We start from the raw sequence: 25,743 nt of genomic DNA, 5'->3' as shown, positions 1-25,743 counted from the left end.
AGGAGTCGTCGGAGCCACCGGCCAGGTCGGTGGCGTCATGCGGGATGTGCTGGCCGAGCGGGACTTCCCGGTCGACCAGATCAGGTACTTCGCCTCGGCCCGGTCCGCCGGCCAGACGCTGCCGTGGAAGGGCGACGAGGTCGTCATCGAGGACGCCGCCACCGCCGACTACACGGGCCTCGACCTCGCCCTCTTCTCCGTCGGCAAGGGGGCGTCCAAGGAGCTGGCGCCCCGTTTCGTCGACAGCGGGGCGATCGTGGTCGACAACTCGTCGGCCTGGCGGATGGACCCCGACGTGCCCCTCGTCGTCTCCGAGGTCAACCCGGACGCCCTCGACCACATCCCCAAGGGCATCGTGGCCAACCCGAACTGCACCACGATGGCGTTCATGCCGGTCATGGCGCCCCTGCACCGGGCCGCCGGGCTGAAGCGACTGGTGGTCAGCACCTACCAGGCCGTGTCGGGTGGCGGGCTGGCCGGCGTCGCCGAGCTCGACGAGCAGGCCCGCAAGGTGGCCGACCGGGCCAGCGCCCTCACCTTCGACGGCTCGGCCGTGGAGTTCCCCGAGCCCGCCGTGTTCGCCGCCCCGTTGGCGTTCAACGTGCTGCCGCTGGCCGGCTCGTGGGTCGACGACGGCAGGGGCGAGACCGACGAGGAGCAGAAGCTCCGCAACGAGAGCCGCAAGATCCTCGCCATCCCGGACCTGCCGGTGTCGGCGACCTGCGTCCGGGTACCGGTGTTCACGGGCCACTCGCTGTCGATCAACGCCGAGTTCGACCGGCCGCTGTCCCCCTCGGACGCCGTCGAGCTGCTGCGGAGCGCGCCCGGCGTCGCGGTGGTCGACGTGCCGACGCCGCTGATGGCCGCCGGCAAGGACCCGTCCTACGTGGGCCGGGTGCGCCGCGACGAGACCGTCGAGCACGGCCTCGCCCTGTTCGTGTCCAACGACAACCTGCGCAAGGGCGCCGCCCTCAACGCCGTCCAGATCGCCGAGCTCCTCGCCACCCGCGGCTAGACGCTCTTTGAAGGAAACCGCCCCCAATAGGGCCATTTCTCTTCAAAGACGTGGCGCCACCGGGCGGCTCAGGGGCAGGTGCAGGGGCGCCCGCCGCAGGCCGGGCAGCCGTCGGCGTAGCGGGCGGCCGCATCGTCGAGGCTGAGCTCGAGCTGCTCGGCCAGCGACGCCAGCCAGGCCAGCACGTCGCCCAGCTCGTGGAGCTGCTGCTCCCGGGTGCCCTTGCGCACGGCCTGGGCCAGCTCGCCCAGCTCCTCGGTGAGCCACGCCACGGTCGCCGGCACGCCCCGCTCGCCGTCCCGCACGCCGTAGGTGTCGGCCATGTTGCGCTGGAAGCTCCGCAGGTCCATCCCGGCGACGCTAGGGCGTGACTAGGCCAGCAGCTTGTCGATGCCGATCCAGTGGTCGTCGCGGCGGACGGCCCAGCGGGTGCGGGGGCGACGCTCCTCGTAGCGGACGACGATGCGGAGGCGGCTGACGTCGTCGCGGGCGATGTCGGTCCACGGGCCCCGCCGGAGGGGCTGCTCGGGCACGGGCCACACGGGGGTGATGGTCAGCGGCGGGGCGGTGGTCACGTCCCTCTCGGGCTCCGGCGACTCGGCCGCGGGTCGCCGGAGCGGCATGAACCCGCCCGACGTGACGGCCACCGAGTCGAACCCGCCGTCGACCTTCACGAACGCCGTGACCGCGTGCACCCGGTCGGCGGCCTCGCTGAGGCGCAGCGGCATCACCAGCCGGGCGCCGACGGCGAGTTGCTCGTACCACGCCCGGGGCACGACGTCGCTCGACGCCGTCACCTCCAGGCGGTCGACGGGAGCCATGCCCGGCAGGCCGCGGGTGCCGTCGGCCACCACGACATGGACCCGCGCGTGGAGCCCCCGCAGCGCCCGGGCGGCGGCGACAGCCGCGTCGACGTCGAGGTCGACGGTCACGACGAGGCCGTCCGGATCGGCCAGGTGCCGGAGGAGGGCGGCGTTGTAGCCGGTGCCGGCGCCGATCTCGAGCACCCGGTGCCCGGGCTGCACGTCGAGCATCTCCAGCATCACGGCCATGATCGCCGGCTGCGACGACGACGACGTCGGCTGCCGGGTGGCGGGGTCACGGCGGGTGACGATGGCGTCGTCTCGATACACGCCGGGGAGCCCGACCTTGCTCAGCTCGTCGGGCAGGAAGGCCTCACGCGGCACCTCCAAGAACGCCCGCCCGATCCGCCGATCCCGCAGGTACCCCCGCCGCCGCAGATGCGCGACCAACCGCCGTCGCATCTCCATGCTTGCAACATCGACCACCCACCGATGCTACGACTGCCCGCCGACATCGCCTTCCTGGTCGGGATGGCGGGATTTGAACCCACGACCCCCGCGTCCCGAACGCGGTGCTCTACCAAACTGAGCCACATCCCGTTGACCGGAGAGACGAGCTTAGCTCCCTCCGCAGAGCCACTCGAACCACTAACGGAGAGTCAGGCGGTCGCCAGCCCGGAAGGCTCGTGGTAGGTGTCCCACCTCATCAACGCCTCGGCGGCCTTGCGCAGGCGGAGCGAGTCGAGCGGCTTGACCAGCCACCCGTCGACGTCGACCCGGCGGGCCATCGGCACGTCGGCCGGACGGTCGAGCAGCAGCAGCACGGGCGCCGCCGGCAACCGACGGGCCTCCATCTCCTGCTCCAGGAACAGGTACGTCGCCACGCCGCCCATGTTGCCGATCTGGAGGTCGAGCACGACCAGGGCCGGCTTGTGCTCACGCACCGCATCGGCGACCTCCCGCCCCGAGCGAACCCGACGCACGGTGGTCGACCTGTCGGCCAACGCAGCATCGACGTCGGCATGGATCCAGTCCGCATCTGTGGCGATCAACACGTCTGACACGGTTGGGGAGGCTAAAGGCCGGGAACGGTCTCGTGCCAGCACCGGCACCAGCGGGCGTGCTGCCGACCTGCCGAGCACACCCCGCTAGCATCGCCGGGCGACCCCGGGAGGAAAGCAGTGCTCGACATACAGGTGGAGGACACACCTGACCACACGGTCTGCCGGCCGGTGGGTGAGCTCGACGCCTACACGGTCGGACAGTTCCGTGACTCATTGGCGAAGCTGGCGGATCAGCGTTACTTGCTCATCGATCTCTCGTCTGTGCCGTTCATGGACTCGGCCGGGCTCGGTGCCCTGATCGGCGGCATCCGCCGCGCCCGCGAAGCCGGCGGTGACGTGGCGGTGGCATGCAGCCGCCCCACCCTCACGCGCCTGCTGCACACCACGGGCTTCGACCGCATCGTCCCCGTCACCGAGACCGTCGACGCCGCCGCTGCGGCCCTGCGCGAGGCCGCCACCAGCATCGAGGACTGAGGGCCCGGAGGACTAGCGCTCGCGCCCGTCGCCGAACAGGAGGCCGGCGACCTCGGCCATGCCGTCGAGGTCGTGGACGTCCTGACCCAGGAACGGCACCCACACCACGGGCGCCGACGCCACCGCCCCCTCCAGGCCCGCCAGGTGCTCGCGCTCGCGGGCGGCCACGGCCTGGAAGTCGGCGAGGTTGGCGTAGAGGTCGCCCAGCGGCGTCCCGGCCAGCGTCGACGCCCGTGAGCGCGTCGCCTCCGCCAGCCCGTCACCGAACGACGGGTGCACCCGGTTGACGACCAGGCCCTCCACCCCGATGCCGGCCTCGTGGAGCCGGTCGGCGAAGAACTGCGCCTCCTGCAGGGTGTCGCGCCGGGCCGACGCGACCAGCAGGAACGCCGTCGTCCCCGATGCCGACAGCAGCGCGTTGACCCGGTCGGCCCGCTCGCGGAACCCCTCCTCCATGCCCTCGAACGCCTGGAAGAACGCGACGGCGTCGTCGATCACGTCGCCGCCCACCACCCGCGACACGGATCGCAGGAACGTCTGCGCCGCCACGTTGACCGCCCGCACCAGCCCGCTCTTCGGCGACACCAGCAGCCGGAACAGCCGGTGCTCCAGGAAGTGCGACAGCCGGCGCGGGGCGTCGAGGAAGTCGAGGGCGTGGCGGGTGGGCGGGGTGTCGACCACCACGAGGTCGTAGTCGGCGTCGCCGTGGAGCTCGTAGAGCTTCTCCATCGCCATGTACTCCTGGGTGCCCGACAGCGCCTCGGAGATGTTGCGGTAGAAGCGGTTGGCCAGGATGCGCTCGGCCTGCGCCGGGTCGGTGGCGTAGTTGACGACGAGGGCGTCGAAGGTCGACTTGGTGTCGAGCATCATCGCCCACAGCTCGCCGGGCCAGTCGCCGTCGATGCGGCTGGGCTCGCCGGTGAGGCCGTCGAGGCCGAGGGCGTCGGCGAGGCGCTTGGCGGGATCGATGGTGACGACGACGGTCCGCCGTCCCAACCGGGCCGCCTGCAGGGCGACGACGGCCGCCGTGGTGGTCTTGCCCACCCCGCCGGAGCCGCAGCACACGACGATCTGCCGGTCCGTCACCAGCCGGAGCAGCTGCTGTTGCGACTCGGAGGGACCCGTCGTCATGCCGGTAGCTCGGTCAGCGTCCGGATCTCGGCCAGCAGACCGTGGGCCAGCGCGTCGACCTCGGCGGGACCGATGGCGGCGGTGAAGAGGAACGGCATGCGCAGCTGCGGCAGCGGCAGATCGGCGGCCAGCCGACCCACCTGCTCGTCCTGGAGGGCGGTGCGCCGACGCCGGAAGTCGGCGGCTGCGGCCAGGGCCGACGCCTCGCCGTCCCGCAGCGCCACATCAGCGGCAGCCGCCGCAGCCAGCGGGTCGGCCCCGATGCCGGCGAGCTCCGGGTAGAGGCCGTTGACCACGATCGGCCCGAGGCTCACGCCGACCCGGTCCTCCAGCAGGTACGCCGTGTCGACCGCCTCGTTGACCGGCGTCTCCTCCGGGATGGTGACCAGCACCACCTGGCAGCGCCGGTGGTCCTCCAGCAGGTCGAGCACGTCGCGGGCCTGGGTGTTGATGGGCCCGACGCTCACCGCGTCGAGCAATCCCCGCGCCGACTGCAGGAAGGTGACGGCGTGCCCGGCCGCGGGCGCGTCGAGCACGATCAGGTCGGCCGTCCCGGAACGCTCGAGCTGCTTCACCTTGCCCAGCAGCAGGATGTCCTTGATCCCCGGAGCCGCCGTCGCCACCACGTCGAGCGCGCCCGAGGCGACCAGCCGCTTGGAGATGCGCGACAGCCCGTGGTCCCGCAGGTACTCGAGCAGCGCCTGGTCAGGCGTGATCGTGCGGGCCCGGACCCCCTCGGCGAGCACGATCTCGTCGTAGGTGAGGTCCGGCTTTCCGAACATCGCGGGCAGCCCCGAACGCCCCTCCACCTCGACCACGAGGGTCGACAAACCGACGAGGGCGGCGGCTCGGGCCAGCGCTGCGCTGACCGTCGTCTTGCCGACCCCGCCCTTGCCGGCCACGACGACCAGCCGAGATGCAGCGAAGAACTGAGCAGGATCCAAGAATCACCCTCTGAGCAGGCCAAACGTCGTCCATGTGAGCCATTCCTGTGAGCCAATCACTCGAAAGGATCACTCCCCGACATGGACAGCGACACCGTAGAGGAACCCAGCGATCCGGCCCCAGCGTCCACCCGCCGCTTCACGGTGGGCCTGATCCTCGACGTGGCCAAGGTCGTCGAGTCCCATGGCTACGGCCCGTTCGGCGGTCGTGACTTCGTCGAGCTGCGGCAGCACCTCCTCCACCTCCTGCACAGTGACGACGGCCGGTGCACGGGCCGAGCCCGCCCCCCGCTCGCAAAGGGGGTCGGCCATGACCGTGACTGACCTGGCCCGGACGAACGGCCACGACCTGACCGACGCCGAGGCGCGGGCAGCCGCCCAGGACCTGGTGCGCCAGGCCGACTCCGCCGGCGAGTCCTTGTGCGGCGCCGACGTCGGCCGCCGCTTCGGCCGGACCGACCGCTGGGGCCGGAAGCAGATCTCCCTCGCCCGAAGGACAGACGAAGGACCAGCGCCCGGCACGACCACCGCGCCAACGCCCCGGAACGTCGTCTCCGTTCCGCCCGGAACGGGAGTCGGCCACGTCCCGGCCGGAACGCCCGACCCGACCGATCGGATGACGACAGGCCGGTCGAAGCTCGACACGCTGGCGATGCTCGTCGTCGCCCTGGTCGCGCTAGCTGCGTCCTACGGCCACATGCTGGAGGTGGCGACGACGGCCGGCGAGAGCATCTGGATCGCCCGCATGTTCCCGATCACCGTCGACGGCGTCGTCTTCATCGCCCTCCGCCTCGGCGGCCCAGAAGGCCGCTGGTGGCTCGCCCTCGGTATCGCCGTCTCCATCGCCGCCAACGTCGCCGCCGCCGACCCCACGATCGAAGGCCGCCTGGCCCCCTCTCGCCCTCGTCGGCACCCACCGCCTCATCCACTCTCAGCCGAGCCGTCAAGGCAGTCGGCTGACCTAAAGGCGAGGCTACGAACAGACCAACGGAGGTTTGACTTTTCCACCGGCGCGTTCAGGATGGCGACATATGAGGCGGGCTGGGGTCAGACAGGCGGATCGTCGGTTCGTGTGCGCGAGTCTGGCCGCAGTCATCGCTGTCGCTGTCGTCAGCGGCTGCTCGGCCAATGACGATCCGGCGATCGAGACCGGGGCCGCCCAACAGGTGAGCGATCTTCCGAAAGCTGAAGGTCGCCGCGCCGTTCCGATCTCGGACGACATCGTGGTCGTCGGAGGCGGCGCCACTCCGAACGGGGATGGTTCGTACAGTCCCGTCTACGAGATGTGGACCATCGGCGACAACAGGCAGCCGATCCAGCTTCCGGCCCTCCCCGCTGACGGCATCGTCGAAGGCCTGTCCGGGGTTCAGGTAGGAGAGACGCTCGTCCTCGGTGGTCAGGACTGCACCTTCGGCGGCGGCGAGATGCTCTTGTGCGGTGCCCGCGTTCCGACGATGTGGACGAAGAGCGAGGGCGACTCGGAGTGGGAAGCTCATCCCTTCCCTGAGGACTTCCTCGACGGCGTGGCCTGGTCTGGGGACACGGTTACGGGTGGGGGCGAGCTACAGGTGTTCGGCTCCGTCAACGATCGCGCCGTGCTCGCTCTGAGCGGCGGCGGACGGATCCGATTCGGCACGTTCGATCCCGGATCTGACGAGTTCTCGGTGCTCGGGGACGGGCTGGCCAGCTCTCTGTCACTTTCGGCTACGCCGTTCTGCGTCGACGCCGACGGGGCGGTGCTACACGCTCGGTCGCATTCCTTGGATCCGGCAGGCGATCAACTCGAGGCCGAGGAAGTCAGCTTGGCGCGACTGCAGCCAGACGGGCGATGGGAAGAGGGACCGCGTGCGAGGCTCGGCGATCTTTCCGCTCACCGGAGCGTCGGCACGATGGACCTGGCTTGTCTGCAGGAGAGAGACCCGCTCGTCTCCATCTACGTGACCGGCGCCGACCCGGTCATCGCCAGCGTCGACCAGGAGTCGCTCGGTCTCTCACCTCTCGCCGACGTCGTCGCTGGACTGAAGGGCGGGGAGAACCAGATCGTGAGCACACTTCCCGACATCGTCGGCGCGCAGCCCAACGGCGATGTGCTCATCCGATCGAACGACCAGGTGTTCGCTCTGGGCGCCGACGGGAGTGTCGCTCAAGCCGGCGACGTCGACGCCGAGGCATCCGACGGAGGTGCGGTCCTGGTGGGTGACGGTCTGCTGGTGGTCGACAACGACACCGGAGCGGTCGATGTCGAATAGAGCGGCACGCAGGAACAAGGACCGGCGAACGGCGGCTCGCCGCCAGACGGCAGCCGGTGTCGTGGCCTTGGCCCTGCCACTAGCGCCGATCGCTTGGGGAACGGCACGTCCTTCTCCCGCAGAGGCGACTGCGTCGGCCTCTCCGGCCTCGCCCCAGGGCCAGTTGATCCCTGGAGGCCCTCCGAGGACCGTGACGATCGACGAACCCTTCGATCCCGCCACTGTCACGCTACAGAAGGCCCCCGGCCGGCGTGTGTCGGTCCTTCTCTCGGCCGCCACGATTCCCGGTGACTGTACGTTCTCCGTCTCGGGGCCCCTCGTGACTGGTGGAAACGGCGGCTTCGGCGTCTTCGTCGGGGAATGTGAACGGTTTGTCGACCCACCGCTGTTGTTCGACCGGTTCCGCGACGGGACGCTGACCCTCAGCGTCCAGCCGATCGACGAGAACGCCTTCGGCTCGGTCACCCTGCAGGCGTACGACGTGCCGGAGAACCTGATCGGCTCGATCGCTCCAGGTGACGGGCCGGTCTCGATCGCGGTTGAAGCACCAGGCCATCAACCCCGTGTCACGTTCCAGGGTCTCGAGGGACAAGCGCTGACAGTCAGGGCGAGCAACAACTCGATCCCGGGGAGCTGTGTCGTCCACATCTTCACGCCGGACAGCCAAGCGATCCGAGTGGGTAACTGCGGGAACCTGTCGTATGACCTCGGTGAGCTGGACGAGACAGGCACGTACCAGCTCTCCGTCGCCTCCACTGGCTTGCCTCCCGGCACGGGCTCAATCGATGTGGAGGTCGCCCACACCTTCATGCCACAGGTGATCCACCACAACATCTCCGGCAGCATCATCAACAACGGTCAAGCCATGAGCGCGATCGAGCCGCTGGAGGCCGAAGTGCTGGACTTCGGCTTCCCGATCGCCTTCAGCATCAACGAAGCCTGCCGGGGTCAGGTCGAGGCCCTCGTGGAGTGGCTCTCCTTCACCTACGGCGTCGAGTATTCGTACGCGATGTTCGTCCACGCCCGGGAGATCGGAGAGTGTGGCGCCAGCGGCTCGACCGACTACGGGACAGCGGTGGTCACGATCGGTGCCGGCCACGAAGCGTCGGCCAACTGCTACAACGACGGGGTCGGCAGCCAATGCGGGTGGCGCTACCAAGAGCAGACTCCGGATGCCGAGGGGCGCGGCGCAGTCTGCATGACGGCAGGCTTGTTCGGGACCAAGGGCTATGCGTGCTCGACGCACCTGCAGCACCTGAGAGACGACGGCACGCATCCCAGCCACAACCAGTTCGTGGAGTACACGGACATCGTCCGGTTCGCGCAGGCGGCCACGGGAGAACCCGTGAACTTCGCCGGCGACCTGTATCTCGACCGCAATGAGATGGAGTTCCTGTCCGTCCTGAAGAGAGGACGGTCGTTCTGGGCCGACTTCCGCGACGCCGACCCTGCGGAGGGAGAGACCTGGATAGACGGCGGAGGCACAGGGCGCCAGGTGGACCACGTGATGTCCAGCATCGGTCACCCGCTGCTGAAGGACGTGCACCTCCTACCGGCAGATGGCGAACCGTTCCCCGGAGGAGCCGACTGCCCAGGGACAGTCGTGTTCTGCTCCGATCATCGGCTCGTGAACAGCTACCTATCGTTCGACGGCCAGTGAGTGCTGATGCCCACGCTGGCTTTGCGGCTGGCGACAGCTGGAAGCCGGCCCCGCTGAAGACTGAGAGGATCGTCCTCGATCCGGTCAGCCCGAGCCACTACGAGTTCCTGCGACGGGCCGAGGTCAACCTGCTGGGCGCCACATGGCGCCATCGAGGAGCGGTGAGGTCGCCGGAGACGTTCGCTTCGTCAGTCTGGGCCGGCGTGCTGTGCCAATACCTGGCGTTGAATCGCCCCGAGGGGCAACCCTTGGCCTGGTTCCAGTGCTACAACGCCGATCAGGCCTCAGGGACGGCGTTTCTGTCGGCCGGACGATTTTCTCCTGCGACCAGCCTCGACCTCTCGTTCATGGAGGCGTCGTGGATCTTCGTGGAGCACCTGTTCGACTGCTGGCCCTTCCGGAAGCTCGTCATGGAGGTACCGGAGTTCAACCTCAGCCGTCTCGAGAGCGGGATCGGCGACGTCTTCCAGATCGAAGGTCGTCTCCTGGAGATGATCTGGGCCGGGGGACGATATTGGGACCTGGTGCTCCTAACCATCGACCGCGCCGCTTGGAGCCGGTCCGAGCGAGTGGCGTACATCCGGTCCCGCGTGACCGGGACACGGTCGCCCTGATCGGGCCGGACCTCTCGACGCCCTAAGCGGCGAGGTAGTGGGGCTCGATTACCTTCCCACCGGTCAGCCCAGGTCGCCTTGGTCCCAGGTCGTGGCGGGCGCAGTACGTTGAGGCAGGTCGAATACCTGGAGGGCGTCATGGCTGATCACCGGACACCCGAGCGCGCCTGCGAGGGCTGTGGCTGCGCCCTGAGCCGCTACAACGGCGGGAACTGCTGCTCCACCTGTCGCCGGTCGCTCCGCGACCTGCGGAGGAACTCGCCGGCCGTCTCCTCTGAGGTCTGGACCGACGCCGAGCTGCGGGAAGCGCTCGCCAGCTGGGACTTCGGCGTGGTGGCGCGGCTTCTGCGGCAGCGGGCCGGGTTGCGCCAGGAGGATCTGGCCCACATGACCGGGCTCAGCCAAGGGTTCCTCTCGCAGCTCGAGTCCGGCGACCGCCAGCTGACGAACGTCAACAGGATCATCGAGTTCCTCGACGGTCTCGAAACCCCCGCCGAGCTCCTTCCTCTGCCGAGTCGTCGTACTCAGGCACCTGCATTGCCAGGTGATGAACCGGTCGGATCAGCTCGGGGCGGGACCGCCGACCGTCCGCCAACGGTGAACGACGTGGCACAGGTTGCGCTGTGGGCGAGCCCGGCGATGACGGAGAGCAGCACGACGGTGGTCGACATTGGCGCCATCCGGGCGATGGCGACGGCGTTCCAGGTGGCTGACCGGCAGGTCGGCGGCGGCCGCCTGTACGGGCCCGTCTCCCGCTACCTCCGAGACGAGGTCGCACCGGGGCTGCTCGCTGCCGTCGGGGGATCGACGCAACCGCAGCTCTTCGCGGCCGCGGCATCCCTCACGGAGGCTGCCGGCTGGATGGCGCACGAAGCAGGGGACGACACTCGGGCCCGGAAGCACCTGGCACACGCCTTCCGCCTGGCGTCGTCGGCCGGGAGCCCTGCACTCGTCGGCAACGTCTGTGCCTCGATGTCGCACCTGGCCGGGCAGCTCGACGAGCACGACCACGCTCTCCGCCTGGCCGACCTCGGCCTCGACAACGCACGTCAGGGACCCAACATCGCGCCGCTCGTGGCCCGCTTGCTGGCCATGCGTGCCGCAGCCCTGGCTCGTCAGGGGGCAAAGCAGGAATGCCTATCGACGTTGAGGAGCGCGGAACGGAGTCTGGCCGACTCGAACAGCACCACAGGCGAGACCGAGTGGCTGTCGCCCTTCGACGAGGGCTCGCTGGCCAGCGAGGCGGCGGCGTGCCTCGCGGCGCTCGGGGAGCTGGCTGCGGCCGAGGATGCGGCCCGCCGTGCGCTCGGGCTGCGGGGCAAGGACCGTGCCCGGAGCCGTGCCTTGGCCCAGCTCACTCTGGCCGGCGTGCTCGCCGATGCCGGACGGTTGGACGAGGCAGCGGTGCTGGGGCTCGCTGCCTGTGGCCTCGCCGCGTCCCTGGCTTCTGACCAGGTGTGTCGCCGCCTCGACAAGCTCGGGCATCGGCTCCAGCCACACCAGAATGTCCCGGACGTGACAGCGTTCCTCTCCGAGCTCACCTCCGTCCGCGGCAAGCAGGCCCCTGACGACAGCAGCACGTTGTGGCCGACGTGACCGATCCCGACGATCCGGCCCGGTACGCGTACCTGGCCGAGGGGAACGCTCGACAAGCTCGCAAGCGGGTCGCCGCTGATGTGCTCATTCGCGACCAAGCCGGTCGGGTGCTGTTGGTCAACCCGAGCTACAAGGAGCATTGGGATCTTCCCGGCGGTATGGCCGAAGCCAACGAGCCGCCCCGGACCGCGGCCGAGCGCGAGCTGCGCGAGGAGCTGAACCTCCGCATCGCTGTCGGCCGGCTCTTGCTGATCGACTGGGTTGGTCCACGCGATCCTTGGGACGACCAACTCGTCTTCATCTTCGACGGCGGAACCCTCAGCGAGGTCGACATCGCTGCCATGAGGATCAGCGATCCCGAGATCACTGCATTCGAATTCGCTGAACCCGACGTCGCCAAGCGACGGCTACGTCCCGACGTCGCCGATCGTCTCCGACGAGCCAGCGAAGCGCGAGAGGCCGGGACCGTCGACTACGACGAGATGCTGCGTCGGTAGGTCCACGTCCTGGGCTGACGTCCGACGCGAATGTGTTTCGGAGTGCAGCTCTGATCGTGGCCGCACGCTTGGATAGCACCAGCGATACAGCTCCTTAGCTGGGGCAATGGACGTGAAGGCGTCCGACGGCAGACCCTGCTGGGCATGTGGCCGAGTCTTCCGCACCTCTGTGAGCCTGGGTCCGAGGACGGCCGACCTGAGCGGGTCTCGTGACGCTCGAGGCGGTCTCTCTGGGCCTGACGTCTGCGGTTGTGCTGGCGTTCCTGGCCGGCTGTTGGCGACGTTGCAATGTTGCGTTAGGCCGGATCGAAGGCGAGATGGCGGCGCTCCGCCGCGAGGTCACCGGCTACCGAGCGGCACACGAAAACATGACGGAGTCGCTGGACCGACGCCTTCTTGGGCTGGAGCAGACGTCGGCAGAAGCGGCGGTGGAGCTGCGGATGGCGTCGGACCAGTTGATGGGTCAGCGGGCGGCCGGGCCTTCGGCGGTCGGTGAGCAAGGGTGACCGTGTTCGCCGTCGGTTCGATTCGCTGGCTGACGACCCCGGCCTGTGAGGGGTCGGGAGCCTGTCTCAGGCCCACCTGCCAGGTTGGCCCTGGACAGGTGTGGTGTCCGGGGTGCAGCCGCTTGGTGCGGGTGGGCGCTATGCGGCGTCGTGCGGGAGCCGAGGTGCTGGTGGTCGGAAGACATGCGGCATGACTGCACCGTGCTCTGCGTGCTGCGGTCGTGCCTCCTGCGGCATCCCAAGCGGGCTTCTGGCCGGTGGCGGGCTTCTGGCCGGTGATCGAGTTCGTCAACCACAGGAGGAAAGACCCCTATGAGCCACATCGTCCATCCCGATCCGCAGTCGGTCGGCGGCCGCGCTGCCGCGATCCTCGCTGCGAGCCGTTCCGATCTCGATTTCGAGCGGCTGACCAGCTCGACGAGCTTGTACGCGTCGTGCTGGAGCACGTTTACGGGCTACCCGATCGTGTGCGAGTTCGATCTGGACACGGACACCGCGCCGCTGTTCGCCGAGGCCTTGAAGGTGCTGGCGTTGAAGGCCGCCATCTACGAGTTGACCGACGGCGATGAGGACGCGGCCGAGCTGGTCGTGTCCGCCCCGGTCGACGAGATGGTGCACGCCGTGTTGGCGCAGCACACGCTGGTGGTGCAGGTGCAGCTGCGCCTCGGGATCGAGTTCGTGCACATGACCGACCGGGAGCGCTTCGGCTGGATGGCGGGCGACTACACCGAGCAGTGCTATCGGGCCGCGGGCTGGGGTGACCCGCCCGCCCGGTATTGGATCGGCGCCGAGGAGACTGCCCGCCGGATGCGCGTCCTGGACGCGCGGTACCGCAGCATCGGCGTGACCGGCGGCGGTCGCCGCGTGTCGATCGACTTCGACGCCGAGCCGGCGGCGTTACCCGGGTAGCCCGTGCGCCAGCACCCTCCGCAGAGCGGTGACGATCTCCTCCGGGGCGAAGCATCGCGACGCTGCAGCCTCCGCCTGGGAGAGAGCCGAGGCCATCTGCTCGGGCTCGGCCGTGCGGAGCATGGCGATCAACCACGCCTCCAGATCGTCGACATCGCTGGGGAGCGCGAGCTGGTCGGCCGTGGGAGTGAACACCGCTCCTCCTTCGGCCGCCAGCCGCGGGTCCAGTCCCGAGCTGGCGTAGGCCCCGGGAGCCATCCCGACCCGGAACGGATGGACGCACACCGCGACGCCGGACTCCGCGTCGATCCGGTGTCCCACCTGGCCGTCCAGGCGATAGCGGGGGCCGGGCTGGTCGACCACGTCGAAGCACCCCGGTCCGAGCCGCTGAGCAGGACAGACGAGACATGTCCTGTCCGCCCACTCCGGCAGGGGCGCCCGCTGATCCGACACCCACGAAGCATAGGAAGGCGCCGGCAGCGGCCATGACCGAACTCGGCCTCGATGATCACTCGACGATCTCTGCGGCTCTCCAGCTCGCCCGACTCTGGTGCGACGGCCAGCGGATCGGCCCCCAGGACGCCCTCACCCACGCCCTCCAGGTCGTCGACGTGCTCCGCCGGCACGTGCCCGACGCCGCCCCCGAGGTGATCGCCGCAGCGTTGCTGCACGACAGCCCTGAACTTGCCCCACCAGGGCTTGACCTTCACGCCGTCCTCGTCACGCTCCTATCGCCCGAGGTCGCCCGACTGGTCGAAGCGCTCCAGCACGAACACGACGGACTCAGCGCCGGCACCGTGCCGCGACCACCAGCGGACGACTCGGCCACGATGCAGGCCAGCGCCGCGGACAAGATCGTCAGCATCGCCACCGTGCTGGAACGCGCACGCACCGACGACCCATCCGCCTACTGGTCGACCCGGTCGGGCTTCGTCGCCGCGCTCCCCTACTTCCGCGCCTTCACCGCAGCCGCCGAGCACGTCCTGCCGTCGACGATGACCGCGGAGCTGGGCGACCTGGTCGACCGAGCCGTCGCTGCCGCCACACCCACTCGGCCGGCCGGCCCACTGTCGTGAACCTGCCTCCCGGGGGCGGCGCCGACCCCGTGACGAGGGACGACCTGCGACGGCTCGAAGAACGGTTCGACGCCCGCTTCCAGGAGATCAAGGCCCGCATCGTCCTGCACGACGGTCGCTTCGCAGCGATGGGAGACCGGATCAACCAGACCGACCGACGCTGTGACGCCCTCGGCGCCCGTGTCGACTCCCAACTGCGGAGCATGGACCGCCGCTTCGATGGCGTCGAAACCCGCCTCGACCACGTCGCCGCCCAGCTCTCCTAGATCGGGACCGGCTTCGCCGCGATCCGCGACCAACACGACACCAGGGTGGTGGCAGCTCAGGCGCCGGCCGAGGCATCTGCGGCCCCAATGACGAACCCCGGTACAGGCCAGCCTCAACCTGTGCTGGGCCCACCTCGGCACTGCTGCGGCGACGATGCACGGTGGCGAGGTGCTGAAATGCCGCCGGGATGTCGGGTACGCACTCAGCGACGCTCGCCGATCGGTCGGAGACGACGACGCCTCGGCGCCGAGGAGCGCCCGCAGGTCGTCGAGGCGGATCACGCATCGACACGGCTGCCGCTCATCGTTGGTGGTCTCTCACCCGAACCCGCTACCTGTCATGGCGTCGTGGGTTGGATCTCGACGACCAGCTCGGTGCCGTCGGGGCTGATGGTGGCGGTGACGGCGTCGGGGTCGTCGGACTCGGGGCCCCAGATCGCGATCTGGATGTGGTTGTCGAGGGGCCAGACGTCGTCGGGTCCGCCGCACACGGGGACCTTCGCCGAGGAGCCGTGGGTATCCAGTGGGATGTCCGAACCCCTGGTCCCGGGCTTGAGCCATGCGACGGGGATGAGGACGTCGACGGTGCCCTCGTCGCCTGGGAACCAGTGCGTGTTCTCGCACACCTTGACCCGGTCGGGGCGTTGTGTCGTGTAGGCGATACCGGGGGCATCGGGATGCTCGATGTCGTCCACGTACATGGGTGCGTCGGTGGGCACGGGGGCGTCGAAGTGGACCACGACGAGCGCCGTGCCGGTCCGGCCGCCGTACGCGTCGATCCGCTCGACACCGACCGGCCGGGCCGGTGCCAGCGGCGCGTCGGTCGTCGCCGGCGCCTCTCGCTTGGTGCTCACGTCCGGCGACGACCTACCGCCCATCACCGTGGGTGCGGCGACGACGAGCGCCAGCATCGCCAGCACACCGCAGCCGGCCCCCACCCGGCGGCGACGACGACGGCGGCCGACCCGGCGCAGCACGTCCTGCTCCACGTCCTCCAGCGGCCCCCGAGACTCGTCAATGAGATCCCCGAACTGCGTGCGCAGCAGCTCGTCGAGGTCGATCGCCATCTAGGTCACCTCCTGGTCGACGACGGCAAGGGCACCGGCCAGCGACCGCCGGGCCCGGAACAGCGCGTGCTTGACCCCGCCCGCACTCAGCCCGAGTAGGTCCGCCACCTCGGCGACCGGCAGGTCCAGCAGGTAATACAGGACCACGACCTCCCGCTGGCGCCCCGGCAGGTCGCGCAGAGCCCGCTGCAGGTCGACCGACTGGCCGTCCTCGGCGGGCACCGGGCGGTCGACCGCACGGCCCCCGATCTCACGTCGGATCTTGCGCCAGCGGTTCCGAGCCAGGTTCAAGGCCACCGTGAGCACCCAGCGGTCGAGCTGCTCGATGCTGTCGCCGCGCTCCCAGGCCCGAGCCAAAGCCTCGTGCACGACATCCTCCGCTGCCGCCCGACTCCCGGTCACCATCGTGACGACACCCAGCACCCGGCCGTAGTGGGTGTTGTAGAACGATCGAAGATCGTCGTCGGTCAACCGCACCCCCACGCCATGAGGACACGCTACGGCGAGGTTCGGTTTGCCCAGATCCGCATTCACGCCCGCCTACCTGAGCGACGACCAGGACGTCTACCTCCCCTCAGTCGCCGGGCTGTGTCGCCATCGCCTCGCTGGCGGAGCTGCGCAGGGTTGTCGCCGAGCAGGAACATGTGGCCGTCAGGAACGACGACAGGATCGAAGTCCCTCGTCCCCGTCACCGTCGGAACCAACTCGCGGCCGACAGAATGCGGGCGTGGTGAGGGCGGGCGGAGCCGACGGCGGGGCCTTCGTGGGCCGGCAGGGGGAGCGGGCCGTCCTGAGCCATCTCCTGGGGCAGGCACTCGACGGCCGGCCGGTGGTGGCCGTGATCACCGGGCCGCCGGGCATCGGCAAAACCACCCTGCTGAGCTGGCTGACAGCAGAAGGTGCAGCCCGCGGCGCCTTCGTCCTGCGGGCGACGGCGTCGGGCACGACCCTGCCGTTCGCGACCGTCCGCCGGCTGCTGGGACCGCTGCCGGACATCGGCGCCGCGGCACCCGGCCCCGACCTGGCCCGGCTGGCTGCGGAGCGGCTGATCGCCCGGGCCCGGCGCCGGCTGCTGATGGTGCTGCTCGACGACGTCCACGACCTCGAGCCGGAGTCGCTCGCCTGCATCGACGAGCTGCTGCTGGCCCTCGACGACGCCGGCAGCCGGCACGACCTCCACCTCGTCGCCGCCGTCACCGCCCGCGGACCCGTCGAGCCCGACGGGTTGGCCGAACGCCTGTCGCGCCTCGGAGCCGCCACTCCCCTCGCACTGCGCGGCCTGGACGAACACGAGGTAATGGACCTGCTCGCCACCTGGGGACTCCCACCCGACCGGTCGCGGGCCCGTCAGCTGGTCGAGGACACCGGCGGGCTGCCGTTGCTCGTCGAGAGCGCGATGACGGGCGGCCCGAGGCCCGGGCCCGGCGGGGCCACGGCGTCCGTCCCGAGGTCGACACCCCGGGTCGTCACGTTGGGCGAGGCCATCGGCCGGCGGATCGCCGACCTCGACGGCGAACTGCGGGAGGTGCTCGGCCACGCGGCACTGGCGGGCGAGCCCTGGGAGATCGACCAGCTGGCGCGGGTGACCGGCCGGCCTCGGGAGGAGGTGGCCACGGCGGTCGCCCGGGCCGCCGACGCCGGGCTGGTGCGCCGGGAGCCGGACGGGATGCGCTTCGCCCATCCGCTCGTCCGCTCGGAGCTGCTCGACCGGATGGGCGAGGACGAGCAGCAGGCCCGCCACCGCGCGATCGCCGAACGCCTCGCCGCGTCCTCGCCGGCGACCGCCGAGGACCGTGACGACGGGGACAGCGACGCCGACGCGGACGAGTGGCTGCTCCGCCGGGCCGACCACCTGCTCCGGGGTCACCCCGGCGACCGCGCCGCGGCGGTGGTCGATGTGGTGGGCCGCGCCGGCCGGGTGGCGCTGAGGTGGGGGGCATGGCACCAGGCATCCCGGTTCCTGTCCGTCGCCGCCGAGGAGGGCAGGAACGACGACGGTCGGTCGGCACACCGGTTCCTCGAGGCGGGGCGCGCCGCCTACCTCGACCACGACCGGGCACTGGGCGAACGGCTGCTGACCCGGGCGGCGCAGGCGGCCCGCCGGGCCGGGGACGGGTCGACCCGGTTGGCCGCCGCAACCTTCCTCGTCCGCTTCCGTGTGGGCGGCCAGGTGGAGCTGGGCCGGCGGATCGACGCCGCCGAGCTGGAGAACGCCCTGCGCGGCGACCCGGACGTGACGGTCGACCTGCTGGCACAGGCCCGGGCCACGCTGGCCGAGGCGCTGCTGATATCCGGCGAGACCGACCGGGCGCTGGCGCTCGTCGAGGCGGCCCGCGGCGCAGCGCGGCGCGGGCCCGGCGACCCGGGCGTCGCGGCGGCGCTGGCCCGTGTCGAGTTCGCCGAGGGCATCCATCGACTGGCGCGGCTGGAGCCGGGCGCCGCGGCCGACTGCCTGGAGCGGGGCCGCGCCCACGCCGTCGCGGCGGGCGACCGGTTGAGCGAGGTGCACGCCCGGTCGCGGCTGGCGCTGTCGTGGCTCATGGCGGGCGAGGTCGGTCGCGCCCGCGACGAGCTCGTCCGGGTGGAGTCCCTGGCCGCGGCCGAGCGCTTCTGGGCCGAGCTGGGCCTGGCGGCCGCGTTCCGCTCCCTGGTGGCGACGTTGACGGGTGACGACGCCACGGCCGTCGCCGCGATCGAGCGGGCGAACGGCCACTGGCGCTGGACACGGTTCACCTACATCGCTGCCGCGCTGGCGCCGGCGGTCCATGCGCTGGCCGGGCGCACCCGGGGCCTCGGCTCCGACCGCTCGCGCCCGTCGCTACCCTCGCTGCCCGGCGGCGACCAGCTGCCGATGACGACCGCGATGGCCGCTCTCGCCGCCGTCGAGGCCCACGACCGGATCGCGGCCCGGGCGCAGCTCACCTCGGCGAGGTGGCGCACGGGGTTCCGAGGGCCGGTGAGCCAGGACAACGGGGCGATCGCGGTCGCGCTCGTCGAGGTGGGCGACCTCGTCGGCGACGCCGGGCTCGTCGAGTCCGCCGCGCCAGCGCTGGAGCAGATGTACGCCCGCGGGGCCCTGGTCGTGGTGGGCTGGCCGGCGCTGGTCCCGCGCCTGCTGGCGGTTGTGGCCCGCCACCGAGGCGACCTGGGCGAGGCCCGCCGCCTCCTCGACCACGCACAGGCGCTGGTCGACCGGGAGCGCCTCGAGCCGGAGCGCGGCCGGGTCCTGCTGGAGCGGGCCCGGGTCGCCGCCGCCGAGAACCTCGGAGGCCCCGGAGCACCCGCACCCACCACCACCGTCGCGGTCGACCTCGTCGCCGCGGCCCGGGCCTTCGCGCGCCAGTCGATGACCGGCTGGGTGGCCCGCTGCGACGAGCTGGCGCAGTCGCTCGGCGTGCAGGTCACCGGCGTGGAGGGCCCGGCTCGGGAGCGGACGATCCTCACCGACGACGTGGTGGGGTCGACCGCGGCGAACGCCCAGCTCGGCGACGCGCTCTACCTGGAGCAGCTCCGCATCCACGACCGCATCGTCCGGGCCCGGCTGCGGGAGCACCGCGGCCTGGAGATCAAGCACACGGGCGACGGCGTGAACGTGGCCTTCGACGACCCGCACGACGCGGTCCGGTGCGCGCTGGCCACCCTCGACGACATCCGCCGCTGGCGTGCCGACGAGCCCGAGCTGGCGCTGGAGATCCGCTGCGGGCTGGCGCGGGGCCGGCTCATCCCGTCGGGAGGCGACTTCTTCGGGCTGGTCCAGTCGCAGGCGGCCCGACTGTGCGCGCAGGCCGCACCCGGGGAGGTCCTGGCCACCGCGGATGTGGTCGAGGGACTCGACGCCCCGGACGTGCGGGTCGAGAGCCTCGGACCGAGCCCGCTGCGGGGCCTGCCGGCCGCGATCGAGGTCTTCCGTTTGCGGCCTACGTGACGCATAGTGTCGTCCAGCGGACAAGACGTAGGGCGGTGTCATGGCGGGCGGTATGCCATACCAGTTGGAGAAGGGGCCGGTGCTGCGCGTGGTCGAGCAGCACCTCAACGGGACCCGGGCGGAGATGCGGGCCATGCTCGACCGGCTGCGAGCCTCCGAGGAGGCGGAGCGGACCACCCCGGGCCTCCACGACGTGAGCTGGGTCGACGCGGTCCCCGGGCTGTGGGACGACCCGGCCTTCGACCGCCGCCCGCCCGGCCAGCCGCCACCGGAGGACCACATCAAGCGGGACTGGTTCGGCTACCAGCAGGTCGACGGCGCCTGGGTCTGGCAGGACACCGTCGACACCGGCTTCTGGCTGGGCTACCGGGGCAAGCCCGACCGGATCGTGCGCGCGGCACTGCGCTGGGCGCACGAACTGGCGCTCGGGGTCCCACCGGACGGCGACGGCCCCGGGCGCGACGAGCCGTGGCAGATCGAGCTCTTCTGGAAGTGCATGTCGCAGTGGTTCGAGACCTGGGTGGTCCACCGACCGGTCGGCCCCACAGGTCTGGTCAGCGTGTTCCTCCTCACGCCCGGCCACAAGGGCTCCAACATCGCGGAGAGCCCGATCGCCAGCTCCCCCACCACGCTGGCGGCGGGTGCGAGCCATCCGGTCCCCAGCACCCAGGACGACTACCAGATCCTGGTCGGGGCCGATCCCGGAGACCCGAAGCCCCTGCACCCGGTGGAGGCGATCGAGCGGCGCTACGGCACCTGGGTGGTGACCCACCGGCAGCACCGGTCCGCCGAGGTGGTGCCGGTCGCCAGCCTCACGGCGACCAACAACGTCGGCCCGACCGACTTCGGCGACTGGGGCATCCCCCAGTTCTGCCGCTACGAGGGCACGGGCGACATCGTGGTCGTGTCGCCGTCGATGGCGGCCGGCGGCGTGAAGCACGACGGGAACGTGTGAGCGATGGACGCACCCAAGCAGCCGCTGCGGCCCGTCCTGAGCCCGGGCTGCCGGGAGCGTCTGGGCGACGACCGCGCCGACCGGTTCGACCGGCTGATGGACCCCGACACCGGCGACCCCGGCCGGCTGATGGCCGAGGTGCGCGACGACCCGGACCTCGGCGTGGCGCTGGTCGAGTGCGACACCGTCGACCAGCTGGCACCGCTGTTCAGCGACGCCCCCGGCACGTGGTCGTCGGAGGCCGAGCAGTCGGGCCCGCTCGGGGAGGCCTCCTTCGGCGTGGCGTGGACGTTCGAGACGACGCACGACGACACCCACGGCCGCTTCAACGGCATCCCGCCCACCGGCCGGAGCGTCGTCGTGCAGGGCTACACGGTCGTCGGCTTCAGCCCGGTCCGGGGGACGCTCGTGGTCCGCCGCTGGGTCGACTGGACCGCGGTCCTGGCCCAGCTGGGCCTGACCGTCAACTGGCGCATCCCTGTGACCGGGCCGGACCCGAGCCCCTAGCTGGACCGCCTACAGGATGCGGAGGAGCCGGGCGATGGCGGCGTGGGTGTCTTCGCCGACGACGCCGTCCGACGTCACGCCCAGTCGGCGCTGGAACCGGCGGACGGCGGCCTCGGTGGCCGCCCCGAACACGCCGTCGGCGCTGCCGGCGGGCAGCTCCCCGGCGCCGATGAGGATCCGTTGCAGGCCGCGCACCTGCTCGCCCCTCGATCCCCGGCGCAGCTTCGGGGGCGGGTTGCCGCTGGGCCGCGGCGCTCCGGTGATGTGCCACTTCGTGGTGTCGTCGTAGGGCGGCTTGGGTGTCGGCTCGCCGGGGCGGGGGTCGGTCCCGACTCCCACGGCGAAGTGCGCGTGGCTGACGTGCGGGCTGGCCCCCGTGTACGTGTGCCATGCCCAGCCGGTGCTCCGCCGGGCGACGCGGCGGTTGGAGATCACGTAGGCGAGGGCAGGGTGGGGGTTGGCCACGACGCTGTCGGCGATCTCGTGGATGGGACAGCCGTTGGTGGGGTCGTCGGTGAGGTCGAGCGCGCACACGACACCGGCGTCGTTGGGGTTGTGGCGGCTGTGCCCCTTCTGGTGCTCCTCGTTGCCGATGGTGCCGTCGGTCTGCTTGCGCCGACCCGGAGCGTGGTCGTTCACCTGGTCGCGCAGGCCCTCCAGCGACTTCGCGAGTCGCCAGCTCACGAGTCCGCCTCCTGGCTCAGGCGGACGAGGTAGTCCCCGTCGTCGAGCGGCGCGCCGATGGCGGCCTCGTCGTCGATGTCGTCCTCGGTCACTTTCGCGACCGGGCCGTCGGCGGGATCGGTGGGTGTGTCGGCCATGGGGTCCTCCCGGTGTCTGGCGTCCGGGCGATCGTGCGCCGACCTCGGCCCCCGATTCGTCGCCATCTGACACGGAAGCGCCGTGACCTACGCCACAGCGTGGCCGTCAGCGGGCGTAGTGACGGAGCCCGGCGGGGTCCCGGATGGTGATGGTCCGCCGCCCCGTCGCCACCAGGCCCCGGCCCCGCAGCTCGGCGAGCGCCCGGGCGACGGACTCCCGGGACGCACCGATGAGGCCGGCGAGCTCGTGCTGCGAGAGCGCCAGGCCGATCGGCACCGTCGGCGGTGCGGCCGCGTCGTCCGCCGCCTCCTCCACCAGGAGCCGGGCCAGCCGCCGGGTGGTGGTGTACGACCCGAACTCCGTGCGCCGCCGGTCGGAGTCGCGCAGCCGCCCGACGAGCAGCCGCAGCAGCACCAGAGTGGCGGCGGGGTGGGTCGCGAGGAAGGCGTGCAGGTCGGCCGCGGCGATCACCCGGCAGTGCAGCGCGTCGAGGGCGACCACGCTGGCCGAGCGGACGCTGCCGAGGTCCAGCGCGCCCATCTCGCCGATCAGGTCGCCGGGCCCCCGCACGCTGAGCGTGACCTCGTTCCCCTCGGCGGTCACGGTGTAGATGCGGGCCTGGCCCTCGATCAGGACGTAGACGGCGTCGGCCCGGTCGCCTTCGAGGAACAGGCGGCCGCCCCGCGGGAACCTGCGGTCGCGGCCCAGGGCGCCGAGCGCGGCGCGGTCGTCCGACCCCAACGAGGACAGGAACCCGCCGACCGCCCGAAGCTCACCCACCGCTCCTGACGTTACGCCCGCCGTCGGCGCCACGGGGCCGGGTGGCGCCGACGATCCTCCGCCTTGGCGGTCAGGTCTCCGCCGGTTGGGGGCCGGCCACCGGTCGGGGCGCCGGCTCCGCCTGCACCGGTGTGACCTGCCGGCGGACGAACACCGCCCCTGCCGCCGCGGTGAGCGCCACGATGGCCCCCACCTGCTCCGGGCTCAGGCCGAGGCCGAAGCTCACGGCCACGGCGATCAGCGCTTGCAGCAGCCCTGTCACCAGGGCCGGCTCGGTCCGCACGATCATGTCGTCCGCCTCCTTCCCTCCACGGGATGTCGTCGTAGGTGCCGCCACTGTCACCCCGCGACGCCATCCCCCACAGCGTCAGATGACACACGGGACCCGATTTCGCCGCCGGGCGACCGTCCGCCTTGGCCGCCGGGGTGGCTGCCTGCTTCGATGGCTCCTTACCCCTGTGACCGCCGACCCGATGTGAGCCAGACCGTGAGCCATCACCCCCGCACCTTCGTTGACCGCCACCGACGGAAGGTGGGCCTGACTGCTCTCGTCGCAGGCACGGTCGTCCTCGGCGCGAGCGCGCTCGGCGGCACGCCGCCGGCCGGCGCGCAGGCGGCCGAACGCTGTACCGCCGACGACGAGTTCGTGTCGGTGGTGCAGGTCAACGGCCGTCTCGACCCGGTGCTGGTCGACTACGTGACGTCGGAGATCAGCGACGCCGAGGGCACGTGCGCGCTCGCCGTCGTCCTCCAGCTGAACAGCAACGGCGCGGTCGGCAACGAGGGCGGTGTCGACGAGCTGGTGGAGACCATCGACGAATCGCCCGTCCCGGTCGCCGTGTGGGTCGGCCCGACGGGCTACCGGGCGACCGGCGCCGCCGCCGACCTCCTGGCCGCGGCCGACGTCACCGGCGTGGCCCGTCCGGGCGCCAGCATCCAGGTCACACCGGGCCTGCTGCGGGCACGCGACGTCGAGCCGACGGCCCTGGGTTCGACCGACGTGGGCGACCGGGTGAACGCCGAGCGGGCCGTCGAGCTGGGCCTGGTCGACAACGACGCCGCCGCCATCGGTGACTTCGTCATCGAGCTGCCGGGCGTCGAGACCAGGGTCAACGACGACGGCCGCCGGGAGCCGGTCACGACGGCCACCTTCACCAAGCTGCCGCTGCTCGGCCAGCTGATGCACACGGTGTCGAGCCCCGCGGTCGCCTACCTGCTGTTCGTGATCGGCCTGGCGCTGCTGGTGTTCGAGCTGTTCACCGCGGGCGTGGGCCTGGCGGGCTCGGTGGGGGCCGGGTCGCTGCTGCTGGGCTGCTACGGGCTGGCGAGCCTGCCGGTGCAGCCGGTGGGCGTCGTGCTGCTGCTGCTGGCCATGTTCGGCTTCGCCGTCGACGTGCAGACCGGCGTGCCGCGGGTGTGGAGCGGCATCGCCGTGGGCTCGTTCGCGCTGGGCTCGTTGATGCTCTTCGACGGGGTGTCGCTGAGCTGGATCACATTGGTCGTAGCAATCGGCGGGATCAGTCTGGCCATGCTCTCGGGCATGCCTACGATGGTGCGGAGCCGCTTCTCCACGCCGACGATCGGACGGCAGTGGATGGTCGGTGAAATGGGTCGGGCGCGTACCGCCATCTCGCCCGACGGCGTGGTCGTGGTGCGGGATGCTCCTTGGCGGGCACGCACCAACCGTGCCACGCCCATAGAGAAGGACGAGCCGGTGCGCGTCGTCTCCATCGAGGGTCTGGTGCTGGAAGTCGAGCCCGAGTCGGGTGGGGCGATCGACTACCGGGAGCGGGCCAAACAACGCACCTGACATTTGCCGGCCCCGACGAACTTCGTTGGCTCGCCATTGGCACATTGTTGGTCCGTCAGAATTCGTCGCGAGATTCGACATCCGCCGTGTGGAGTGGGTTCACACGCTGGCAAGTTTGCAGCTAGCAAGCGCTTTGCTTACGAAAGTTTCCCTTGTTCTGACCGAAAGTCAGGAGTTATGGTAAATCGCTGAAAAGGGGGGATGCCTGTGAGTGCACAGCGTGTCGAGGAAACATGGCATGTACGGGCCGCATGTCGAGGTCCGCAAGCCGTCGTGTTCTTCCCGCCAAGTCATTTTGAAAGGAAGAGCGACAAGCTTCAGCGCGAAGAGCAGGCGAAAGCGATCTGTGCAACGTGTGTGGTGCGTGAACCGTGCCTCCAATACGCGTTGCGGATTCGTGAACCGCACGGCATCTGGGGCGGCCTCAGTGAGGCCGAACGCCGAGCGATGGTGGCTATCCACAACTAGGTCGGCCGCCGGCTGGGCTACACCCACGCGCAAACGACATCCGGGGCATCGGCTCAGCCGGTGCCCCGGTTGCGTTATCTGGTGAGATCGACGAGATCGAAGGCCGGGATCGCCAATGGGATCGACCAGCCGGGCGACGGGAGCGACCGGGGGGCTCAGCGACCGTGGGGGCGGAGCGCCGGCCCGGCACGGCGCGCCCCTGTCACTGCGCGCGTGCCTGATAGCCGGGGGAACCGCTGGCGCTGCGACGAAGCGGACGATGCGCAGCTGACCAGTTCGCCCACTTCGGTCACGCTGCGGACAGCCCCCGACATGGTGAGCCATGCGGCGGAGAGCATGCCGGCGAGCGCAAAGCGCTCGCCGGCGGCTCCAATCGGCAGCAGGGACGTGACGACCAACAGCAGCAACACGACGCCCCCAGCGCCGACACCAGGTGCCAGCTTCTGCATCATGTGCTACCTCCCCCCGGTTGTGGTCGTGACGCCTCGGCGCCGGCACGAGGGACCCCACCCCCGTGTGCGAAGCGCATGTTACTACGCGGTAGGTCCGCTGTGAAGAGGGTCACAGTGGCAAGCACGTGTTCGCGTCCGCGACCACGAGGGCCG

Annotated in this window: 31 protein-coding genes and 1 tRNA gene; 17 read left to right on the top strand and 15 right to left on the bottom strand. The window is 70.9% G+C overall.

The genetic code is table 11. The features are described 5' to 3' along the window. The coding region (locus VK611_19710) for an aspartate-semialdehyde dehydrogenase (protein ID HMG43566.1) at positions 1-1,015 on the top strand (1,015 nt) is incomplete at its 5' end. A 68-nt stretch (positions 1,016-1,083) separates the two neighbouring features. Here VK611_19710 and VK611_19705 read toward each other — a convergent pair. The 4 genes from VK611_19705 to VK611_19690 all read right to left on the bottom strand — a co-directional run bounded on the left by VK611_19705 (position 1,084) and on the right by VK611_19690 (position 2,882). Next, positions 1,084-1,365 carry a MazG nucleotide pyrophosphohydrolase domain-containing protein gene (locus VK611_19705; GenBank protein ID HMG43565.1) on the bottom strand — a complete coding sequence of 94 codons (282 nt, stop codon included), beginning with the start codon at positions 1,363-1,365 and terminating at the stop codon, positions 1,084-1,086. Between the two features lie 21 nt (positions 1,366-1,386). Then, positions 1,387-2,286 (bottom strand): hypothetical protein, encoded by a 900-nt coding sequence (locus VK611_19700; GenBank protein ID HMG43564.1) that lies wholly within the window; start codon positions 2,284-2,286, stop codon positions 1,387-1,389. A gap of 55 nt (positions 2,287-2,341) precedes the next feature. After that, a tRNA-Pro gene (locus VK611_19695) sits at positions 2,342-2,418 on the bottom strand. Positions 2,419-2,477: 59 nt separating this feature from the next. After that, entirely contained in the window at positions 2,478-2,882 is a 405-nt protein-coding gene (locus tag VK611_19690; protein ID HMG43563.1) for a response regulator, read from the bottom strand. A gap of 117 nt (positions 2,883-2,999) precedes the next feature. On the opposite strand from VK611_19690, the gene VK611_19685 reads away from it, so the two are divergent. Further along, the gene (locus VK611_19685) at positions 3,000-3,356 is read left to right on the top strand and encodes an STAS domain-containing protein (GenBank protein ID HMG43562.1); all 357 of its coding nucleotides are present in this window, start codon (positions 3,000-3,002) and stop codon (positions 3,354-3,356) included. A gap of 12 nt (positions 3,357-3,368) precedes the next feature. On the opposite strand, the gene VK611_19680 is transcribed toward VK611_19685, so the two are convergent. The 3 genes from VK611_19680 to VK611_19670 form a co-directional block, all read right to left on the bottom strand. Beyond that, the gene (locus VK611_19680; protein ID HMG43561.1) at positions 3,369-4,487 is read right to left on the bottom strand and encodes an ArsA family ATPase; all 1,119 of its coding nucleotides are present in this window, start codon (positions 4,485-4,487) and stop codon (positions 3,369-3,371) included. After that, on the bottom strand, positions 4,484-5,431 hold the full coding sequence (locus VK611_19675; GenBank protein HMG43560.1) for an ArsA-related P-loop ATPase: 948 nt from the start codon (positions 5,429-5,431) through the stop codon (positions 4,484-4,486). The genes VK611_19680 and VK611_19675 overlap by 4 nt, the downstream gene beginning before the upstream one ends. Positions 5,432-5,500: 69 nt before the next feature. Then, a complete protein-coding gene (locus VK611_19670; protein HMG43559.1) occupies positions 5,501-5,674 on the bottom strand; it encodes a hypothetical protein in 174 nt (57 codons plus the stop codon). 67 nt (positions 5,675-5,741) lie between these two features. Here VK611_19670 and VK611_19665 point away from each other — a divergent pair, with 67 nt between their 5' ends. The 8 genes from VK611_19665 to VK611_19630 all read left to right on the top strand — a co-directional run bounded on the left by VK611_19665 (position 5,742) and on the right by VK611_19630 (position 13,462). Next, positions 5,742-6,563 carry a DUF2637 domain-containing protein gene (locus VK611_19665; protein ID HMG43558.1) on the top strand — a complete coding sequence of 274 codons (822 nt, stop codon included), beginning with the start codon at positions 5,742-5,744 and terminating at the stop codon, positions 6,561-6,563. Further along, the gene (locus tag VK611_19660) at positions 6,502-7,680 is read left to right on the top strand and encodes a hypothetical protein (protein HMG43557.1); all 1,179 of its coding nucleotides are present in this window, start codon (positions 6,502-6,504) and stop codon (positions 7,678-7,680) included. Before VK611_19665 ends, VK611_19660 begins: the two co-directional genes overlap by 62 nt. A 190-nt stretch (positions 7,681-7,870) precedes the next feature. After that, the gene (locus tag VK611_19655; protein ID HMG43556.1) at positions 7,871-9,340 is read left to right on the top strand and encodes a hypothetical protein; all 1,470 of its coding nucleotides are present in this window, start codon (positions 7,871-7,873) and stop codon (positions 9,338-9,340) included. Continuing rightward, entirely contained in the window at positions 9,337-9,954 is a 618-nt protein-coding gene (locus VK611_19650; GenBank protein ID HMG43555.1) for a hypothetical protein, read from the top strand. Before VK611_19655 ends, VK611_19650 begins: the two co-directional genes overlap by 4 nt. Before the next feature lie 138 nt (positions 9,955-10,092). After that, positions 10,093-11,550 carry a helix-turn-helix domain-containing protein gene (locus VK611_19645; protein ID HMG43554.1) on the top strand — a complete coding sequence of 486 codons (1,458 nt, stop codon included), beginning with the start codon at positions 10,093-10,095 and terminating at the stop codon, positions 11,548-11,550. Continuing rightward, complete coding sequence (locus VK611_19640; protein ID HMG43553.1) at positions 11,547-12,047, top strand: NUDIX hydrolase; 501 nt, start codon at positions 11,547-11,549, stop codon at positions 12,045-12,047. Before VK611_19645 ends, VK611_19640 begins: the two co-directional genes overlap by 4 nt. A gap of 209 nt (positions 12,048-12,256) precedes the next feature. Then, positions 12,257-12,553, top strand: a complete 297-nt coding sequence (locus VK611_19635) for a hypothetical protein (protein ID HMG43552.1) — start codon at positions 12,257-12,259, stop codon at positions 12,551-12,553. Positions 12,554-12,865: 312 nt separating this feature from the next. Next, on the top strand, positions 12,866-13,462 hold the full coding sequence (locus tag VK611_19630; protein ID HMG43551.1) for a hypothetical protein: 597 nt from the start codon (positions 12,866-12,868) through the stop codon (positions 13,460-13,462). Here VK611_19630 and VK611_19625 read toward each other — a convergent pair. Further along, positions 13,451-13,915, bottom strand: a complete 465-nt coding sequence (locus tag VK611_19625; GenBank protein HMG43550.1) for a hypothetical protein — start codon at positions 13,913-13,915, stop codon at positions 13,451-13,453. The two genes, VK611_19630 and VK611_19625, sit on opposite strands and share 12 nt — an antisense overlap. 32 nt (positions 13,916-13,947) lie before the next feature. Between VK611_19625 and VK611_19620 the strand changes: the two genes are divergently transcribed. Then, entirely contained in the window at positions 13,948-14,538 is a 591-nt protein-coding gene (locus VK611_19620; GenBank protein ID HMG43549.1) for an HD domain-containing protein, read from the top strand. A gap of 29 nt (positions 14,539-14,567) precedes the next feature. Further along, a complete protein-coding gene (locus tag VK611_19615; GenBank protein ID HMG43548.1) occupies positions 14,568-14,804 on the top strand; it encodes a hypothetical protein in 237 nt (78 codons plus the stop codon). A 338-nt stretch (positions 14,805-15,142) separates the two neighbouring features. Here the strand turns inward: VK611_19615 and VK611_19610 are convergent, their stop codons facing one another. Then, entirely contained in the window at positions 15,143-15,871 is a 729-nt protein-coding gene (locus VK611_19610; GenBank protein ID HMG43547.1) for a hypothetical protein, read from the bottom strand. Continuing rightward, positions 15,872-16,354: a sigma-70 family RNA polymerase sigma factor gene (locus VK611_19605; protein HMG43546.1), complete on the bottom strand. Its 483-nt coding sequence runs from the start codon at positions 16,352-16,354 to the stop codon at positions 15,872-15,874. 244 nt (positions 16,355-16,598) lie between these two features. On the opposite strand from VK611_19605, the gene VK611_19600 reads away from it, so the two are divergent. The 3 genes from VK611_19600 (at position 16,599) to VK611_19590 (ending at position 21,258) form a co-directional block, all read left to right on the top strand. After that, positions 16,599-19,796: an AAA family ATPase gene (locus tag VK611_19600; protein HMG43545.1), complete on the top strand. Its 3,198-nt coding sequence runs from the start codon at positions 16,599-16,601 to the stop codon at positions 19,794-19,796. A 79-nt stretch (positions 19,797-19,875) separates the two neighbouring features. Continuing rightward, positions 19,876-20,751 carry a hypothetical protein gene (locus VK611_19595; GenBank protein ID HMG43544.1) on the top strand — a complete coding sequence of 292 codons (876 nt, stop codon included), beginning with the start codon at positions 19,876-19,878 and terminating at the stop codon, positions 20,749-20,751. 3 nt (positions 20,752-20,754) lie between these two features. Further along, the gene (locus tag VK611_19590) at positions 20,755-21,258 is read left to right on the top strand and encodes a hypothetical protein (GenBank protein ID HMG43543.1); all 504 of its coding nucleotides are present in this window, start codon (positions 20,755-20,757) and stop codon (positions 21,256-21,258) included. Positions 21,259-21,267: 9 nt separating this feature from the next. Here the strand turns inward: VK611_19590 and VK611_19585 are convergent, their stop codons facing one another. The 4 genes from VK611_19585 to VK611_19570 all read right to left on the bottom strand — a co-directional run bounded on the left by VK611_19585 (position 21,268) and on the right by VK611_19570 (position 23,149). Further along, positions 21,268-21,942, bottom strand: coding sequence for a peptidoglycan-binding domain-containing protein (locus VK611_19585; protein HMG43542.1), 675 nt, complete (start codon positions 21,940-21,942; stop codon positions 21,268-21,270). Then, positions 21,939-22,079, bottom strand: coding sequence for a hypothetical protein (locus tag VK611_19580; GenBank protein ID HMG43541.1), 141 nt, complete (start codon positions 22,077-22,079; stop codon positions 21,939-21,941). Before VK611_19580 ends, VK611_19585 begins: the two co-directional genes overlap by 4 nt. Positions 22,080-22,185: 106 nt before the next feature. Next, complete coding sequence (locus tag VK611_19575; protein ID HMG43540.1) at positions 22,186-22,860, bottom strand: Crp/Fnr family transcriptional regulator; 675 nt, start codon at positions 22,858-22,860, stop codon at positions 22,186-22,188. Between the two features lie 70 nt (positions 22,861-22,930). Then, a complete protein-coding gene (locus tag VK611_19570) occupies positions 22,931-23,149 on the bottom strand; it encodes a hypothetical protein (GenBank protein HMG43539.1) in 219 nt (72 codons plus the stop codon). 243 nt (positions 23,150-23,392) lie between these two features. Between VK611_19570 and VK611_19565 the strand changes: the two genes are divergently transcribed. Continuing rightward, a complete protein-coding gene (locus VK611_19565) occupies positions 23,393-24,670 on the top strand; it encodes an NfeD family protein (GenBank protein ID HMG43538.1) in 1,278 nt (425 codons plus the stop codon). 201 nt (positions 24,671-24,871) lie between these two features. Beyond that, on the top strand, positions 24,872-25,138 hold the full coding sequence (locus VK611_19560) for a WhiB family transcriptional regulator (GenBank protein HMG43537.1): 267 nt from the start codon (positions 24,872-24,874) through the stop codon (positions 25,136-25,138). 155 nt (positions 25,139-25,293) lie between these two features. On the opposite strand, the gene VK611_19555 is transcribed toward VK611_19560, so the two are convergent. Further along, on the bottom strand, positions 25,294-25,590 hold the full coding sequence (locus tag VK611_19555; protein ID HMG43536.1) for a hypothetical protein: 297 nt from the start codon (positions 25,588-25,590) through the stop codon (positions 25,294-25,296). Positions 25,591-25,743 lie beyond the last annotated feature (153 nt).

The sequence above is a fragment of the Acidimicrobiales bacterium genome (assembly GCA_035316325.1).
In the GTDB taxonomy this organism is placed as follows: domain Bacteria; phylum Actinomycetota; class Acidimicrobiia; order Acidimicrobiales; family VFJN01; genus DASXTK01.
The sequence above is the reverse complement of the archived record's forward strand: the minus strand, read 5'-3'. Positions and strand labels throughout refer to the sequence as shown.

What these genes read in the sequence shown, in the direction of transcription:
- VK611_19705 (HMG43565.1), bottom strand. Translation starts at nt 1,365, where the DNA reads ATGGACCTGCGGAGCTTCCAGCGCAACATGGCCGACACCTACGGCGTG.
- VK611_19700 (HMG43564.1), bottom strand. Translation starts at nt 2,286, where the DNA reads ATGGAGATGCGACGGCGGTTGGTCGCGCATCTGCGGCGGCGGGGGTAC.
- VK611_19680 (HMG43561.1), bottom strand. Translation starts at nt 4,487, where the DNA reads ATGACGACGGGTCCCTCCGAGTCGCAACAGCAGCTGCTCCGGCTGGTG.
- VK611_19665 (HMG43558.1), top strand. Translation starts at nt 5,742, where the DNA reads ATGACCGTGACTGACCTGGCCCGGACGAACGGCCACGACCTGACCGAC.
- VK611_19645 (HMG43554.1), top strand. Translation starts at nt 10,093, where the DNA reads ATGGCTGATCACCGGACACCCGAGCGCGCCTGCGAGGGCTGTGGCTGC.
- VK611_19630 (HMG43551.1), top strand. Translation starts at nt 12,866, where the DNA reads ATGAGCCACATCGTCCATCCCGATCCGCAGTCGGTCGGCGGCCGCGCT.
- VK611_19620 (HMG43549.1), top strand. Translation starts at nt 13,948, where the DNA reads ATGACCGAACTCGGCCTCGATGATCACTCGACGATCTCTGCGGCTCTC.
- VK611_19610 (HMG43547.1), bottom strand. Translation starts at nt 15,871, where the DNA reads ATGGCGATCGACCTCGACGAGCTGCTGCGCACGCAGTTCGGGGATCTC.
- VK611_19590 (HMG43543.1), top strand. Translation starts at nt 20,755, where the DNA reads ATGGACGCACCCAAGCAGCCGCTGCGGCCCGTCCTGAGCCCGGGCTGC.
- VK611_19580 (HMG43541.1), bottom strand. Translation starts at nt 22,079, where the DNA reads ATGGCCGACACACCCACCGATCCCGCCGACGGCCCGGTCGCGAAAGTG.
- VK611_19570 (HMG43539.1), bottom strand. Translation starts at nt 23,149, where the DNA reads ATGATCGTGCGGACCGAGCCGGCCCTGGTGACAGGGCTGCTGCAAGCG.
- VK611_19560 (HMG43537.1), top strand. Translation starts at nt 24,872, where the DNA reads ATGCCTGTGAGTGCACAGCGTGTCGAGGAAACATGGCATGTACGGGCC.
- VK611_19555 (HMG43536.1), bottom strand. Translation starts at nt 25,590, where the DNA reads ATGATGCAGAAGCTGGCACCTGGTGTCGGCGCTGGGGGCGTCGTGTTG.